A 15,702-nucleotide genomic window follows, 5' to 3' on the forward strand; every position below is an offset into this window, starting at 1 on the left:
CCGCGTCGTGTCGGCGCGGTCCGGCTCGGTCCTCCTGCAGGTCGTCTTCCATGATGACGCCCCGCACCCGGAGCGACGACCGGCGGGCGGTGCGCGTTCCGCCTCCCGCGTCTTCTTCACCCTCGGCGAACGTAGGCTGAGGTGGTGTCGAGCGCGTCCCCCGGTGAGTCGATCGCTTCGCCCGAGCCCGGGGGGTCCTCCGCGGCGCTGCCCCGGGGGCGCTCCACCGCGCTGAGCCCGCGGGGCACGCTGCTGGCCGTCTCCGCCTTCACCGCGGTGCTGATCGCCGCGCTGCTGAGCGTCGTGCACGTCCCGTACGTGGCCTTGAGCCCCGGACCCGTCACGGACGTCATCGCCGGCGCGACGAAGGACACGAAGGGTCTGATCAGCATCTCGGGGCGCGAGACCTACCCCACGACGGGGCAGCTGGACCTGACGACGGTCTCGCTGCGCGGGGGTCCCGGTCTGGAGATGACGCTGGGGGAGCTGCTCGCCGACTGGGTCGACCCGGCCGTGAACGTCGTCCCGCGCGCGCTGTACTTCCCGCCGACCCAGACCCAGCAGGAGGCCGACGCGGCCAGCGCGGCCGAGATGACCGGTTCGCAGACCAACGCGAAAGTCGCGGCCCTCACCGAGCTCGGGATCGAGGTCCCCGCGACGACGACCACCCAGGTGGACTCGGTGGCCTCCGACGCCCCGGCCGGCGCGGTCCTCCGCGCAGGCGACGTCATCACGACCCTCGACGGGACCGCCATCGCGGACTTCCCGGCGCTGCAGAGCGCGATCCGCGCCCTCCCCGGTGACGCCGAGGTGAGCATCGGGCTGACCCGCGGCGGGAAGCCGCTGACCGTCGCGACGAGGACGGTCAGCGCGAACGGGACGACGCTGCTGGGGATCACCCCCTACGTCGACTACCGCTTCCCGTTCACCATCGACATCGCCATCGACGACGTGGGCGGCCCGAGCGCGGGCACGATGTTCGCGCTCGGCATCGTCGACGAGCTGACCCCGGGCGCGATGACCGGGGGGCAGCACATCGCCGGCACCGGAGCCATCGACGCCGACGGCACGGTCGAGCAGATCGGCGGCCTGCGCCAGAAGGTGCTGGGGGCGCAGGCCGACGGAGCCACGTGGTTCCTGGCCCCGCGCGCGGAGTGCGCCCAGGTCGCGGGCGCCACCCCCGACGGCATCACGGTCGTCCCGATCTCGACCCTGCACGAGGCCCGCACCGCCGTCGAGGCGATCGGCGCAGGCCGGGGCTCCACCCTCACCACCTGCGACCAGGCCCGCTGAGGGGGCCCGCTCGCGGCGGGTCGAGTCGGTGAGGGTTCAGTCCGTGAGGGTGGCCTGCAGGGCGCTGACGAGGCCGGGGACGAGGTCGGCACCCGTCCGGACCTCGCCGTCGGAGTCCTTGGAGCGCGAGCGCACGGCGCACTCGTGGCGACCGTCGCGTAGCACGCCGACGGCGATCCGGACGTCCTCGGCCAGCGGGTGCGCGGCGAGGGCCTTCGCGCGGCCCTCCTCGTCGTCGGCGGAGGTCGCGGCCCGGACCTCGGCCTCGGCGTCCGGCGGGACGAGGATCTTCTCCACGACCAGCGCGGCCCCGTCGACGCCGTCGGGCCAGGCGAGCTGCGCGAGCAGGTCGTCGAGGTCGGCGACGTCGGGAACGCCCTCCTGCTCGACGGAGGTGAGGTGGTCGGCGTCCGCACGGGCTTCGTCGACGACGTTGGACGGCAGGCGCCACTCCAGGCCGGGATCGCGCTGGAGCGCGTCCGCGGTGCGCACGAGGGCGAACAACCGCAGCGGCGCTCCCCAGCCGTCGGAGGCGACGTAGCGCTCGATCTCGGCGACGGTCCGCCACAGGCCCGAGGGGCCGGAGGAGGGGGGCGGGGAGGTCAACGCGTCGGAACTCACGGCCCGCATGGTGGCACGAACGACCGGCCGGCCGCCTCCACGTCGCCGCTCGCGGCCCGGGAAGGCCCCGTCAGGTCACCGGATCTGCACCGGGCGTGCACGTTCACCGCCCAGCGACCCGGTCGTGACAGGAGGGTGACAACGAAGTGGTCACGATGCGTGGAACCGGGACGACTCGGGGCACCCGGACGGGGGCTTGTAAGTTGCAGAACTGTGAGCTTCCCCCCGCGCCGCCCCTCTCGGCCTGTGCTCCGGCGTCGTCGCCGTGGCGCAGCCCTGCCGACCATCCTGATCCTGGTGGGGGTGGTCATCGCCGTGATGGTCGGCGCCCGCATCACGGCCGACGTGTGGTGGTTCGACGAGCTGGGCTTCCTGTCCACCTTCACGACCAAGCTGTGGCTGCAGATCGTCCTCTTCGTCGTCGGGGGCGGGCTGCTCGCGGCGGCCGTCGCGGTGTCGCTGACGATCGGGTACCGCTCCCGTCCCGTCTACGCGCCCGTCTCCACCGAGCAGGCCGGTCTCGACCGCTACCGCGAGTCGCTGGAACCGCTGCGCCGCGTCGTGGTGATCGTGCTGTCGGTGGCCGCGGGGCTCTTCGGCGGGTCGGTGGCGATGAGCCGCTGGCAGACCCTGCTGCTGTGGTGGAACCGCGTCGACTTCGGCACGAAGGACAAGCAGTTCCAGATGGACCAGGGCTTCTACGTCTTCTCGTTGCCGTGGTTCACGTTCCTCGTGAGCTTCCTCACCGCGGCCGTCGTGCTCGCCGGCATCGGCGGGCTGGCCGCCCACTACCTCTACGGCGGGCTGCGCCTCTCCGGCGGCGGTGACCGCACCACCCGCGCGGCCCGGATCCACCTGGCCTCCCTCGCGGCCGCCTTCCTGCTGCTGCGCGCCGTCGGGTACTGGCTGGACCGCTACGAGGTGATGACGAGCAGCTCCGGCTACGTCACCGGGGTCGTCGGCCCGACCTACACCGACGCCAACGCGGTGCTCCCGGCGAAGGCGATCCTGGCGCTCATCGCCATCGTCGTCGCCCTGCTCTTCGTCGCGGCCGCCGTCGGCTCGTCGTGGCGGCTGCCCGCGATCGGGACGGGCCTGCTCGTGGTGAGCGCCATCGCGATCGGCGGCATCTACCCGTGGGCCGTGCAGAAGTTCCAGGTGACCCCGAACCGGCAGAGCCTCGAGTCGGACTTCGTGAAGAAGAACATCGACGCGACCCGGGACGCCTACGACCTCTCCGACGTCGAGGTCTCCGACTACGCCGCGAACACCACGGCCACCCAGGGGCAGTTGTCGTCCGACGCGCAGACGATCCCCAGCGTCCGCCTGCTCGACCCCGCGGTCGTCGGCGAGGCGTTCCAGCAGACCCAGGGGCAGCGCGGGTACTACAAGTTCGGCGACACCCTCGACGTCGACCGCTACGCCACCGAGAGCGGGACCCAGGACGCGGTCGTCGCCGCCCGCGAGCTGAACCTCGCGGGCCTGGCCCCCAACCAGCGGACCTGGGTCAACGAGCACACCATCTACACCCACGGCTACGGCGTCGTCGTCGCCCAGGGGAACTCCCGCGCCCCCGACGGCAGCCCCAGCTACCTCGAGGCCAACGTCCCGACCACGGGTGACCTCGGCCTGGACCAGCCCCGGATCTACTTCGGGGAGGGCACGACGGACTACTCCGTCGTCGGCGGCAAGGACAACGAGATCGACTACCCCGACGGTTCGGCGACGGGGTTCGCCACGACCCAGTACGACGGGTCCGGCGGCGTCGCCGTCGGGAACCTGCTCCAGAAGCTGGTGTACGGGCTGAAATTCGGGGACCAGAACCTCCTGCTGTCCAGCTCGGTGACCGCGGACTCGAAGATCCTCTACGACCGCACCCCGCGCGAGCGGGTCGAGAAGGTCGCGCCCTGGCTGACCATGGACGGTGACGCCTACCCCTCGATCGTCGACGGCCGGGTCGTCTGGATCCTCGACGGGTACACGACCTCGAGCTCCTTCCCCTACGCGGCGGCGACCGAACTCGGCGACGCCACCACGGACGCGCTGACCCAGTCCCAGGGCAGCAGCGTGCAGGCGTTGCAGGACCGCACCGTCAACTACGTGCGGAACTCGGTGAAGGCCACCGTGGACGCCTACACCGGCAAGGTGTCCCTCTACGAGTGGGACGACACCGACCCGGTGCTCAAGGCCTGGATGAAGGCGTTCCCCGACGCAGTGAAACCCCTCGCCGACGTCGACGAGTCGCTCATGCAGCACCTGCGCTACCCGCAGGACATGTTCAAGGTCCAGCGCGAGGTCCTGGAGAAGTACCACGTGACCGACCCGTCCTCCTTCCTCACCGGTCAGGACTTCTGGAACGTCCCCGCAGACCCGACCGTGGAGGTGCCGACCGGTGCCACCCGGCCCAAGCAGCCGCCGTACTACCTGACGCTGGCGATGCCGGACCAGCAGGAGCCGACGTTCAGCCTGACCACGACGTACGTGCCGGCCTCGAACGCGAACACCTCGGGCACCCAGGTGCTGCGTGGTTTCGTCGCGGTCGACTCCAACGCCGGAGCCGAGACGGGGGTCAAGAACGCCGGGTACGGCAAGATCCGGCTGCTGGAACTCCCGCAGTCGACGACGATCAACGGCCCCGTGCAGATCCAGAACAACATCAACTCCGACACCGCGGTGGCCGACCAGGTCCGGCTGCTGACCCTCGGCGGCGGGTCGACGGTCAAGTACGGGAACCTGCTGACGCTGCCCGTGGGCGGCGGTCTGCTCTACGTCGAACCGATCTACGCGCAGAGCACCGGCGACAACTCCTTCCCGCGCCTCAGTCGCGTCGTGGCGGTGTTCGGCGACACCATCGCCATCGACACCACCCTGGACGGGGCGCTGAAGAAGGTGTTCGGTGGCAACGCCGGGGCGACCGCGGGTGACGCGGGGACCGCCCCGTCCACCGGGGCCACCCCGACGGGCACCCCGACGGCCGGCGCGACCGGGACACCCACCGGGAGTCCCACGGGGAGCCCCACGACCGGTGACCCCGCGACCGAGCTGCAGCAGGCGCTGAACACGGCCAAGCAGGCCATCCAGGACTCCTCGGCCGCCCTCGCCGCGGGCGACTTCACCAAGTACGGCGAGGCGCAGCAACGCCTCACCGCCGCCGTCAACGACGCGAGCGCGGCCCAGAACCGCCTCGAGGGCGGCGACGGCAGCAGCCCGTCGGCCAGTCCGTCCTCCTCGGCCGCGCCGCCGGACCCGACCGGCACCCCCACCCCCTGACCCCAGGGGGAGGATTTGGCCCCGCGGCCGTCGTGGCGTAACGTGGTGTTCACGACGCGGGGTGGAGCAGCTCGGTAGCTCGCTGGGCTCATAACCCAGAGGTCGCAGGTTCAAATCCTGTCCCCGCTACCAGTACGACGAAGGCCCGGACCACACGGTCCGGGCCTTCATCGTTCCCCCGGCGATTTGGGCTCACCCCGTTCGTGGCGTACCGTGAGGACCACGACGCGGGGTGGAGCAGCTCGGTAGCTCGCTGGGCTCATAACCCAGAGGTCGCAGGTTCAAATCCTGTCCCCGCTACCAGTAGGACGAAGGCCCGGACCAGACGGTCCGGGCCTTCGTCGTTCGCGGTGCTGCTCTCCCGCAACGGATTTGGCCGTGCGGCCGAGGTGGCGTACCGTTGTCATCACGACGCGGGGTGGAGCAGCTCGGTAGCTCGCTGGGCTCATAACCCAGAGGTCGCAGGTTCAAATCCTGTCCCCGCTACCAGTACGACGAAGGCCCGGACCTCACGGTCCGGGCCTTCGTCTTTTCCCGTGCGCCGGAGCCGCCATCCGTGATCAGCTGGACCGGTGATCCTGACCCTCACCGCACAGCGACCGGCGCCCGACGTGCCCGCGGGCGACCTCGGGTTCCTGCTGCACAAGCACCCCGACCGCGTCCTCACCGCCGAGCAGGGCGCGGTGACCACGCACGTGTTCTACCCGGAGAACACCCCGGAGCAGACCACGCTCGCGGTGCTGCTGGAGGTCGACCCGGTCGGGCTGGTCCGCTCCGCCCGCGGGGACACGCAGAGCGTGCTGGGTCAGTACGTCAACGACCGTCCCTACGCGGCGTCCAGCATGCTCGCCGTCGCCCTCGGCCGGACCTTCTCCACCGCCCTCGCCGCGCGCTGCACCTCGCGTCCGGAGCTCGTGGACCTGCGCTGGCCGTTGCAGGTCCGCCTCCCCGCCGTCCCCGCCCGACACGGCGGCGCCGACCTGGTGCGCCGGCTCTTCGAGCCGCTGGGCTGGAGCGTCACCACCCGCGACCTGCCGCTGGACGAGACGGTGCCGACGTGGGGGACCTCGCGCTACGTCGACCTCGAACTCGCCGGCCGCGCCCGGATCGCCGACGTCCTGGCGCAGCTCTACGTCCTGCTGCCCGTCCTGGACGACGCCAAGCACTACTGGGTGGGGGAGGAGGAGATCGACAAGCTCGTGCGCCGCGGCGGCGACTGGCTCGCGGCCCACCCCGAACGCGACCTCATCACCGCCCGCTACCTCGCCCACCGCCGCCACCTCGTGGTGGACGCCCTCGACCGGCTCGTCGACGTCGACGGCACCGCCAGCCCCGTCGAGGAACCCGACAACGCCGAGGTGCGCGTTCCGCTCAAGGAGCACCGTCGGGCCGCGATCCTCGCCGTCCTGCGCGAGTCCGGCGCCGCCCGGGTCGCCGACCTCGGCTGCGGACAGGGGCAGCTCGTGGCCGCCCTGGCCGCCGACGCGCAGTACACCTCGATCCTCGGCACGGACGTGTCCGTGCGGGCGCTGCAGCAGGCCGCGCGCCGCCTCCACCTGGACCGGATGCCGGACCCCGACCGCGTGCGGCTGTTCCAGTCCGCCCTCACCTACCGCGACGAACGGCTGAACGGCCTCGACGCGGCCGTCCTCTCCGAGGTCGTCGAGCACGTCGACCCGCCCCGGCTGCCCGCCCTGGAACGGGTCGTCTTCGGTGAGGCCGCCCCCACGACGGTGATCGTCACGACCCCCAACGCGGAGTACAACGTGAACTACCCCGACCTGTTCGAGAACGGGTTCCGCCACGCCGACCACCGCTTCGAGTGGACCCGCGCCGAGTTCGCGCAGTGGGCCGGCGGCGTCTGCGCCCGGTTCGGCTACTCCGTCGCCACGCTCGGGGTCGGTGACGAGGACCCCGCCGTGGGGACCCCGACGCAGCTGGCCGTGTTCAGCAAGGGGGTCGCCGCGTGAGCCGCGAACTGACCGTCCCCGCGATGAGTCTCGTCGTCCTCATCGGGACCACCGGGTCGGGGAAGTCCACCTTCGCCCGCCGCCACTTCAAGGCCACCGAGGTCGTCTCCAGCGACTGGGCCCGCGGTGTCGTCGCCGACGACGAGAACGACCAGTCCGCCACCAAGGACGCGTTCGAGGTCCTCGACTTCATCGTCGGCAAGCGCCTCGCCGCGGGCCGCCTCACCGTGGTCGACGCGACGAACGTCCAGCAGTCCGCGCGGAAGTCGCTCGTCGCGCTGGCCCGCGCGCACGACGTGCTGCCGGTCGCGATCGTCCTCGACGTGCCCGAGGCGGTCAGCGCGGAGCGCAACCGCCACCGCGCCGACCGCGCCTTCGGTCCGCACGTCCTGCGCCGCCAGCAGGCCGACCTCAAGCGCAGCCTGAAGGGGTTGCCGCGCGAGGGGTTCCGCACCGTGCACGTGCTGCGTGACCCCGCCGAGGTCGACGACGTCACCATCGCCCGCACCCGCCTCTACACCGACCGCCGCGACGAGACCGGTCCCTTCGACGTCGTCGGCGACGTCCACGGCTGCCGCGAGGAACTCCTCGACCTGCTCGGGCGGCTGGGCTACGGCCTCGTCCACGACGAGGAGGGACGGGCCGTCGACGCGCTGCCCCCGGCGGGGCGGCGGGCGGTGTTCGTCGGCGACCTCGTCGACCGCGGGCCCGACACTCCCGGCGTCCTGCGCCTGGTGATGGGGATGGTCGCCCACGGCCACGCGCTCTGCGTCCCCGGCAACCACGAGCACAAGCTGCTGCGCGCCCTGCGAGGTCGTGACGTGCAGGTCACCCACGGGCTGGCGGAGTCCCTGGAGCAGCTCGCCGCGGAGACCGAGGAGTTCCGCGCGGGCGTGGTGGAGTTCCTGGACTCCCTCGTCTCGCACTACGTCCTCGACGAGGGCCGGCTGGCCGTCGCGCACGCCGGGGTCCTCGAGAGGTACCAGGGGCGGGCCTCGGGTCGCGTCCGCGACTTCTGCCTCTACGGCCAGACGACGGGGGAGACCGACGAGTTCGGGCTGCCCGTCCGCTACCCGTGGGCCGACGACTACCGCGGTCGCGCGACCGTCGTCTACGGCCACACCCCGGTCCCGGAACCGGAGTGGGTCAACGGGACGATCTGCGTCGACACCGGCTGCGTCTTCGGCGGTCACCTGACGGCGTTGCGCTGGCCGGAGAAGGAACTCGTCTCCGTCGCCGCCCGGGCGGTCCACCACGCACCGGCCCGCCCGTTCCCCGTGGCCGGGACGCTGTCACCGCAGAGCGCGGTGCTGCGCGACCCCGACGTCCTCGACATCGGCGACGTCCAGGGCCGCCGCGTCGTGGAGACCGCCGACCACGGTCGCATCAGCGTCCGGGAGGAGAACGCCGCCGCCGCGCTCGAGGTCGTGTCCCGCTTCGCCCTCGACCCGCGCTGGCTGATCCACCTGCCGCCCACCATGTCGCCCGTCGCGACGTCGAAGCGGGAGGGGTTCCTCGAGCACCCCGACGAGGCGTTCAGCGCGTTCGCCGCCGACGGCGTCGACACCGTGGTGTGCGAGGAGAAGCACATGGGATCGCGGGCGCTGGTCCTGCTCTGCCGGGACGAAGAAGCTGCCGTGCAACGCTTCGGCGCACCCGGTGGAGCGCTGGGGGCGATCTGGACCCGCACCGGGCGCAGCTTCTTCGACCCCGCGCTGACCGCGGCGCTCGTCGAGGAGCTGCGGACCGCCGCCGCGGGGGCCGGGTTGTTCGAGGAGTTCGACACCGGCTGGCTGCTGCTCGACGCCGAACTGCTGCCCTGGAGCGCGAAGGCGGGTCCGCTGCTGCGCGAGCAGTACGCCTCCGTCGGGGCGGCCGGTCGCTCGGCGCTGCCCTTCGCCGTGGGCGTCCTGGAGCAGGCCGCCGGGCGCGGGCTCGACCTCGGGGACCTGCTGTCGCGCACCGCGTCCCGCGCCACCAACGTCGCCGCCTTCACCGACGCCTACCGGCGCTACTGCTGGCCGACGGACGGGCTGGACGGGGTGCGGCTGGCCCCCTTCGCGCTGCTCGGCGCGGCCGGGCACACCTTCGCCGACCGCCCGCACGACTGGCACCTGGGGATCGCCGACCGCCTCGTCGCCGTGGCCCCGGACCGGATCGCGCCGACCCGGCGGATCGTGGTCGACACCGCCGACGCGGGGTCCACGGCCGCCGGGGTCGCCTGGTGGAGCGAGCTCACCGACGCCGGGGGCGAGGGGATGGTCGTGAAACCCCTCGCCAACCGGGTCCGCACCCGGCGGGGACTCGTCCAGCCCGGCCTCAAGGTCCGGGGTCGGGAGTACCTGCGCATCGTCTACGGTCCCGACTACACCGAACCCGCGAACCTCGAGCGGATCCGGCAGCGCAGTCTCGGCCGGAAGCGATCGCTGGCGCTGCGCGAGTACGCCCTCGGCCTGGAGGGGCTGGAACGGGCCGCCCGGGCCGAGCCGCTGTGGCGCGTGCACGAGTGCACCTTCGCCGTCCTGGCCCTGGAGTCCGAACCCGTGGACCCCCGCCTCTGAGGACCACCCCCTACCGGGGTCGCACGTGCGGGCGGCTCCGGTGGGGGACGACGCCCGTGGGCCCGAGCCGGTTGACTGGCGTCGTCGCTGCGGGAGTCGAGAGGTCGGGTGGTTCAGGTGGACGTGCTGGTGGGGACGCCGTACGCGGTGCTGGCGCCCGCGATGGTGCTGGAGGGGCCGGTGGCGACGTTCGCCGGCGGCACCCTGGTCGGGGCCGGTCACGCGGCGCTGCTCCTGGTGTGGTTGCTGGCCTTCGGGATCGACCTGCTCCTCGACAGCGGGCTCTACCTGCTCGGCCGGGCCGGTCGCCGGGCCGGGGGCCACCCGTGGGTCGCGCGCCTCAGCGCGAAGCTCGGCTTCACCCCGGACCGTCAGGACCTGCTGTGCCGCAAGGCTTCCGACCACCTCGGGACGGTCGTCGCCGGGGCGAAGCTCGTCGACGTGGGTGCCGTGCCGGCCTTCCTCGCCGCCGGCTACGCCGCCGTCGGCTACCGCCGGTTCCTCGGCTGGACCGCGCTGCTGACCGCCGTGCGGGTCAGCGTCCTCGTCGGGCTCGGCATGCTGACGGGGGAGCACCTCGCGGCCCGCGTGGAGGGGATCCTCGACCGGCCCTGGCTCGCGGTGCTCGCCGGGCTGGCCGTCGCCGGTCTCCTGCTGGGGGTCAAGACCGTCGTCGGGGCCGCGCTGGCGAGGATCCGATCGGGAGGTGGGCTCCTTGCTGCGTCGTTCCAGCCGGCCTGAGCCGCCGGTCCGGGCGCCCCGGACCCGGCCGCGTCTGCCTCGTCCACCCCGGGTCCCCGAGGCGCTGCGGCCGCTCGTCTCCGGCCGGGTGGCCGTGGTGCTCCTGGCGGTGGCGCTGTACGCCGTCGGGGCTCCGGTGGACGCCGCGGTGCACGGGGTCCCGGCCGGGTGGGCGCTGGCCGCCGTCCTGATGCAGTGCGGCGGTCTCGTGCTCGTGCTCTTCCGGGCCGACCTCGGGGTCATCGCGGCGCTCACCGGGGTGCTGCTCGTCGCGGTGGGGGCCGACCCCCAGGCCGGGCCGTGGCCCTGGACGGTTCCCTCGCTGCTGACGTTCGCCGCGCTGCTGCTGGTCCTGGGGGTGCGGCGGTTGTGGCGGGTCGGGGTGACCGCGTGGGTGGGCAGCCTCGCGCTCACCGTCGCCGTGGCCGGGCTGTTCGGCGGGTTCTCCGACGACTCCGGCGCGAACCTCGTCGTCTACGGCTCGAACTCCCTGCTGGCGCTGGGGATCGGCAGCGCCGTCGGCGCACGTCGACGGGTGCGCGAGGAACTGGCCCGCTCGCGCCGCGACACCGAGCTCGAGCAGTCCCGGCGGGTCGTCGTCGAGGAGCGCAACCGCATCGCCCGCGAACTGCACGACGTCGTCGCGCACAGCATGTCCGTCATCGGCGTCCAGGCCACGACGGCGCAGTACCGCATCCCGGACCTCTCCCCGGCGGCCCGGGCCGAGTTCGACGACATCGCCGCCCAGTCGCGCACCGCGCTGGCCGAGATGCGGACGCTGCTCGGGGTGCTGCGCAGCCGCTCCGACGGGGTCGAACTCGCCCCGCGGTCCGGGCTGGACGGGCTCGTGGAACTCGTCGAAGGCGCCCGCCGGGCGGGATCGGACGTCCGGGTGCGCGTCGACCCGTCGCTGCGGGACCCGTCGCTGCCGTCGGCCCTGGGGATCGCCGTGCACCGGATCGTGCAGGAGGGGCTCTCCAACGTCGTGCGGCACGCGACCGGGGCAGGCGTCGAGGTCAGCGTGCTGCGCACCGACCCCGGGGTCGTCGTCGAGGTCCACAACGGCGTCGCTCCCGAAGGTTTCCCGCCCGTCCCCGATTCCGGCGGGCACGGGCTGGTCGGCGTGCGGGAACGGGCGTCGCTGCTGGGCGGCTCGGTGAGCGCGGAGCCCACCCCCGACGGTGGGTTCCTCCTGCGGGTGTCCTTGCCGTGGGAACCTGGGGTGTGAGCTCCTCGGGAACGGTACGGGCCGTGGTCGTCGACGACCAGGCGATGATCCGGGCGGGGTTCTCCGCCCTGCTGGACGCCCAGCCGGGGATCGAGGTCGTCGGGCAGGCTGCCGACGGTGAACAGGCCGTGGAGGTCGTGACCGCGGTGCACCCCGACGTGGTGCTGATGGACGTCCGGATGCCCGTCCTCGACGGGCTCGGCGCGACCCGCGCGATCCTCGCCGCGGGCCTGAACCCGGCGCCGAAGGTGCTGGTGCTGACGACCTTCGACATCGACGACTACGTGTTCTCGGCCCTGCAGGCCGGCGCCAGCGGGTTCCTGCTCAAGGACGCCACCCCCGAGGTCCTCGTCGACGCCGTGCGGGCCGTCGCGGTGGGCGACTCGCTGCTCTCACCGGGGATCACGAAACGCCTCATCGAGCACTTCGTCGCCACCCGCACCCGCGGCGTGAACGTCCCCGCCGCCGTCGCCGACCTCACCCCGCGCGAACGCGAGGTGCTCGTCTGCATCGCCCGCGGGTTGTCCAACCAGGAGATCGCCGCGGAACTGTTCATCGCCGAGCAGACGACCAAGACCCACGTCAGTCGCATCCTCACCAAGCTCGGGCTGCGTGACCGCGTCCAGGCCGTCGTGCTCGGCTACGAGATCGGGTTGGTCAGCCCCGGCCACCCCTGACCAACTCCTGGGAGACTTTCCACCCTTCCGGGGTCGGTGAAGGGTGGAACGTTCCCCAGAAGTTGCCGAGGCAGGGGTCATCCCGGTGTGCACAGGCTGAGTGCGGACGGCGCTCTGTGGACGAACCGGTGAGCGTCGCGTCGACCTCTCGCACCATCGACGGATGCCGCGTCGTCCCCGGGTACCCAGTGCCCTCGCCCGCCACCCGTTCACGGTGGCTCAGGCCCTCGACGCGGGTCTGTCCCGACGCCAGCTCGAGTCCGCGGTGTGGCGTCGGTTGCACGCCGGGGTGTACGTGCACCGCGACGTCGCCGTCGACGACGCGGTGCGGGTGCACGCCCTGCGGTTGGCGGCCCCGGGCGGGGTGGTCTTCGCCGGTCTGACCGCGGCGTGGATCCACGGGGTGTGGACCCCGCCGCCGGGAGTCGACGTGCCGCTCGTCACCACCCGGGGGCCGGCCGGGGCCGGGATCGAGCGGGCGGTGCACCGGTCCCGTCGGCAGGTGCTGCGCGCGGAGGACGACGACACGGTGGTCGTCGGTGGAGTTCTCGTCACCAGCCGGATCCGGACGGTGTTCGACCTCCTCCGCGACGTCCCGCTGGTCGAGCGGGTGTCCGTCCTCGACACGTTCGCCGCCGCCGGGCTGGACCTGGCCCTGTTCGCCGAGTACCTGGAGAGGCACCGTCGATGGCCCGGCGTGGACTACGCCCGGACCGCGTTGTCCCTCTGCCACGGTGCGTCCCGCTCCGTGGGGGAGAGCCGGTTGCGGATGTGTGTCGTCCTGGCCGGGTTGCCCGAGCCCTGGGTGAACCCGTCCCTCCTCCTCACCACCCCGGACGGGTCGCTCCTGCGGTTTCCCGACCTCCTGGTCCGGGGGCGACGTCGCGTGTTCGCCCTCGAGTTCGACGGCGGGTACCACGACGACCTCCGCCAGCGCGACGCCGACGCCACCCGCGAGAGGCTGCTCGTGGTGCAGGCCGACCTTCCCGTGCTGCGGTACCGCTGGGCGAACCTGTGGCCGGCGCAGCGGGTCATGCTCGAGATCGCCCGCGCCATCGAGTGGCCGCCGATGAACGACCTGCGACCGGCCGACTTCGCCCGTCCCCGGCACCGGCTCCCGTGGTGAGCGCTCCTGGGGAATTTCCCACCCTTCCACCCTGTGGGAAGGGTGGAAAACTTCCCAGGAGTTGGTCAGGGGGAGGTGAGCAGGGGTTCGACCAGGGAACGCAGGACGTCCGGGCCGCCGAGGGTGAGGACGGACTCGGGGTGGAACTGGATCCCGGCGAAACCCTCCCCGCGCACGGCGACGACCTCGTCGGCGGGACCGGTCGCGACGTGGACGCCCTCACCCGCGAGGCGTGCGATGGACGCCTCGTCGACCCGTGCGGTGAAGCTGTTGTAGAACCCGACGGTCGCCGCCGTGCCGAACAGGTCGACGTCGAGCTGGGTGCCCTGGTGGGGAGCGTCCTTGCGGCGCAACGGGAGACCCAGAGTCCCGGACAGCAGCTGGTGCCCCAGGCACACCCCGAGCAACGGGTTCCCGCCGGAGCGCGCGGCGGCCGACAACCGCGCGGCGAGTTCCTGCAACCGAGCGATCCGCGGATCGCTCGAGTCCTCCGGGTCACCCGGGCCGGGACCGAGCAGCACCAGCCCGTCGTGCGCGGCGAGCTCCACGTCCAGCGTCGGGTCGTCGTAGCGCAGCACCCGGGCCTGCAACCCGGCCGAGGCCAGCAGGTGCACGAGCATCGAGGTGAACGTGTCCTCGGCGTCGATCACCAGGGCCCGGCCCAGGGGTGAACCCGTCGGCTGCTTCTGCGGTTCGAGCCAGAACGACGCGAGCCGGTCGCGGCGCGAGGCCAGCAACGTCGCGACCCGCGGGTCGGCGATGAGCGGGACCCGGCGGACGGGTGCCCCGTCGGCGCCGGTGCGGGGCGGCAACGGGGGCAGCGCCCCGAGCGCGCGCAGCACCCCGGCGGACTTCGCGTGCGTCTCCGCGACCTCGCCCTCGGGGGTGGAACCCCGCACCAGGGTGGCGCCGACCGAGACCCGGACGGTGGCGGTGGAACCCTGGGCACGGACGTCGGCCGTGCGGATGAGGATGGGGGAGTCGAGGGTCTGGGTGCCCTCGTCGTCGGTGCCCAGCAGCGCCAGCGCGCCGGCGTAGTACCCGCGTCCCGAGGGTTCGAACCGACGGATGACCCGGCACGCGCTCTGCAACGGGCTGCCCGTCACGGTGGCGGCGAACATGGTCTGGCGCAGCACCTCCCGGGCGTCGAGGGTGGTCTGACCGCGCAGTTCGAACTCGGTGTGGGCGAGGTTCGCCATCTCGCGCAGGTACGGACCGTGCACGACGCCGCCGAGGTCACCGACCGAGCACATCATCTTGAGTTCCTCGTCGACCACCATGAAGAGTTCCTCGACCTCCTTGGGGTCGGTGAGGAACTCCACGAGACCGTCGGCGTCGGGACCGGTCGCGGGGTAGCGGTAGGTGCCGGAGATCGGGTTCATCACGACCTCGCCGCGGGCCATCCGGACGTGGACCTCGGGACTCGCCCCGACCAACGTCCGCGACGTGCTGCGATCTGCTCCGGTGTCCCCGGGGACGTGGACCACGAACGTCCAGTAGGCACCCTGCTCGGCGACGAGCAGGCGGCGGAAGAGGCTCAGCGCGGTCGTCGCGCTGAACCCGTCGATGACGCCGTCCACGTCGCGGCGGATGACGAAGTTCGCGCCCGAGCCCTGCGCGATCTCCTCGTCGATGATGCGGCGCACGACGGCGGCGTAGTCCTCGTCGGAGAGGTCGGGCGCGACGTCGCGCAGCGCGACCTCGGCGTCGGGCAGCGCCCGCAGCGCGTCCTCGAGCGCGAGGTCCTCGGTGGCGTCGATGCGCAGGACCTGCAGGGGGGTGCCGTCGTCGTGGACGTCGAACCCGCGTTCGCGGATCTGGCGGAACGGCACGAGGGCCAGGGCGTCGCGGGAGGTGCGCTCGCGCAACGGGATGTCGGCCAGGTGTTCGACGACCTCGACAGGTCCGCGCAGGACCTCGACAGGGCCGGGCCGGCCGCTGCGCGGGTCCAGGCGGCGCAGCAGCGCGAAGGGACCGGCGCCGGGCGCCAGCAGTTCCGCGATCAGTTCGTCAGCGGGTGTCATCAGGGGTTCTCTCCTCGAGGGGCTGGGGGAGCCGACCGTCGAGGGGACCGTCACGGGAAGGCCTCCTCGACGAGGCGGCCACCGGGACGGGCAAGCGTCAGGCGACCGCCGACACCCACCACCACGCACCGCTGCACAGCGCGCGGGCGCTGTCGGCGGAGGCTCCCCGGAGGGACGCAGTGGTGGTCACG

10 protein-coding genes and 3 tRNA genes are annotated in these 15,702 nt (G+C 72.8%); 11 read left to right on the forward strand and 2 right to left on the reverse strand.

What is annotated here, in order from left to right; genetic code table 11:
- Positions 1 to 144 precede the first annotated feature (144 nt).
- Positions 145 to 1,293, forward strand: a complete 1,149-nt coding sequence (locus SJY07_RS20570) for a PDZ domain-containing protein (RefSeq protein ID WP_380161394.1) — start codon at positions 145 to 147, stop codon at positions 1,291 to 1,293.
- A gap of 36 nt (positions 1,294 to 1,329) precedes the next feature.
- Here the strand turns inward: SJY07_RS20570 and SJY07_RS20575 are convergent, their stop codons facing one another.
- Entirely contained in the window at positions 1,330 to 1,923 is a 594-nt protein-coding gene (locus SJY07_RS20575; RefSeq protein ID WP_380161395.1) for a PPA1309 family protein, read from the reverse strand.
- A gap of 204 nt (positions 1,924 to 2,127) precedes the next feature.
- Between SJY07_RS20575 and SJY07_RS20580 the strand changes: the two genes are divergently transcribed.
- From SJY07_RS20580 to SJY07_RS20625, 10 genes are all read left to right on the forward strand, one after another.
- Positions 2,128 to 5,184: a UPF0182 family protein gene (locus SJY07_RS20580; RefSeq protein ID WP_380161396.1), complete on the forward strand. Its 3,057-nt coding sequence runs from the start codon at positions 2,128 to 2,130 to the stop codon at positions 5,182 to 5,184.
- Positions 5,185 to 5,239: 55 nt separating this feature from the next.
- Positions 5,240 to 5,316, forward strand: a tRNA-Met gene (locus SJY07_RS20585).
- A gap of 94 nt (positions 5,317 to 5,410) precedes the next feature.
- Positions 5,411 to 5,487: transfer RNA gene (locus SJY07_RS20590), tRNA-Met, on the forward strand.
- 109 nt (positions 5,488 to 5,596) lie between these two features.
- A tRNA-Met gene (locus SJY07_RS20595) sits at positions 5,597 to 5,673 on the forward strand.
- An 83-nt stretch (positions 5,674 to 5,756) separates the two neighbouring features.
- Positions 5,757 to 7,154 carry a 3' terminal RNA ribose 2'-O-methyltransferase Hen1 gene (locus tag SJY07_RS20600; RefSeq protein ID WP_380161397.1) on the forward strand — a complete coding sequence of 466 codons (1,398 nt, stop codon included), beginning with the start codon at positions 5,757 to 5,759 and terminating at the stop codon, positions 7,152 to 7,154.
- Positions 7,151 to 9,715, forward strand: coding sequence for a polynucleotide kinase-phosphatase (locus SJY07_RS20605; RefSeq protein ID WP_380161398.1), 2,565 nt, complete (start codon positions 7,151 to 7,153; stop codon positions 9,713 to 9,715). Before SJY07_RS20600 ends, SJY07_RS20605 begins: the two co-directional genes overlap by 4 nt.
- A gap of 108 nt (positions 9,716 to 9,823) precedes the next feature.
- Positions 9,824 to 10,456, forward strand: a complete 633-nt coding sequence (locus SJY07_RS20610) for a hypothetical protein (protein WP_380161399.1) — start codon at positions 9,824 to 9,826, stop codon at positions 10,454 to 10,456.
- Complete coding sequence (locus SJY07_RS20615; protein WP_380161400.1) at positions 10,431 to 11,684, forward strand: sensor histidine kinase; 1,254 nt, start codon at positions 10,431 to 10,433, stop codon at positions 11,682 to 11,684. The genes SJY07_RS20610 and SJY07_RS20615 overlap by 26 nt, the downstream gene beginning before the upstream one ends.
- A gap of 23 nt (positions 11,685 to 11,707) precedes the next feature.
- On the forward strand, positions 11,708 to 12,361 hold the full coding sequence (locus SJY07_RS20620) for a response regulator (RefSeq protein WP_380161401.1): 654 nt from the start codon (positions 11,708 to 11,710) through the stop codon (positions 12,359 to 12,361).
- Positions 12,362 to 12,524: 163 nt separating this feature from the next.
- Entirely contained in the window at positions 12,525 to 13,487 is a 963-nt protein-coding gene (locus SJY07_RS20625; RefSeq protein ID WP_380161402.1) for a hypothetical protein, read from the forward strand.
- Positions 13,488 to 13,552: 65 nt separating this feature from the next.
- Here the strand turns inward: SJY07_RS20625 and SJY07_RS20630 are convergent, their stop codons facing one another.
- Complete coding sequence (locus SJY07_RS20630) at positions 13,553 to 15,511, reverse strand: anthranilate synthase family protein (protein WP_380161403.1); 1,959 nt, start codon at positions 15,509 to 15,511, stop codon at positions 13,553 to 13,555.
- Positions 15,512 to 15,702: the final 191 nt, after the last annotated feature.

Origin of the sequence: Kineococcus sp. R86509, assembly GCF_042466365.1 — a bacterium.
In the GTDB taxonomy this organism is placed as follows: domain Bacteria; phylum Actinomycetota; class Actinomycetes; order Actinomycetales; family Kineococcaceae; genus Kineococcus.

Excerpts from the sequence above, each read along its gene's own strand:
- SJY07_RS20625 (WP_380161402.1), top strand. The coding sequence starts at position 12,525 with ATGCCGCGTCGTCCCCGGGTACCCAGTGCCCTCGCCCGCCACCCGTTC.
- SJY07_RS20630 (WP_380161403.1), bottom strand. The coding sequence starts at position 15,511 with ATGACACCCGCTGACGAACTGATCGCGGAACTGCTGGCGCCCGGCGCC.
- SJY07_RS20575 (WP_380161395.1), bottom strand. The coding sequence starts at position 1,923 with ATGCGGGCCGTGAGTTCCGACGCGTTGACCTCCCCGCCCCCCTCCTCC.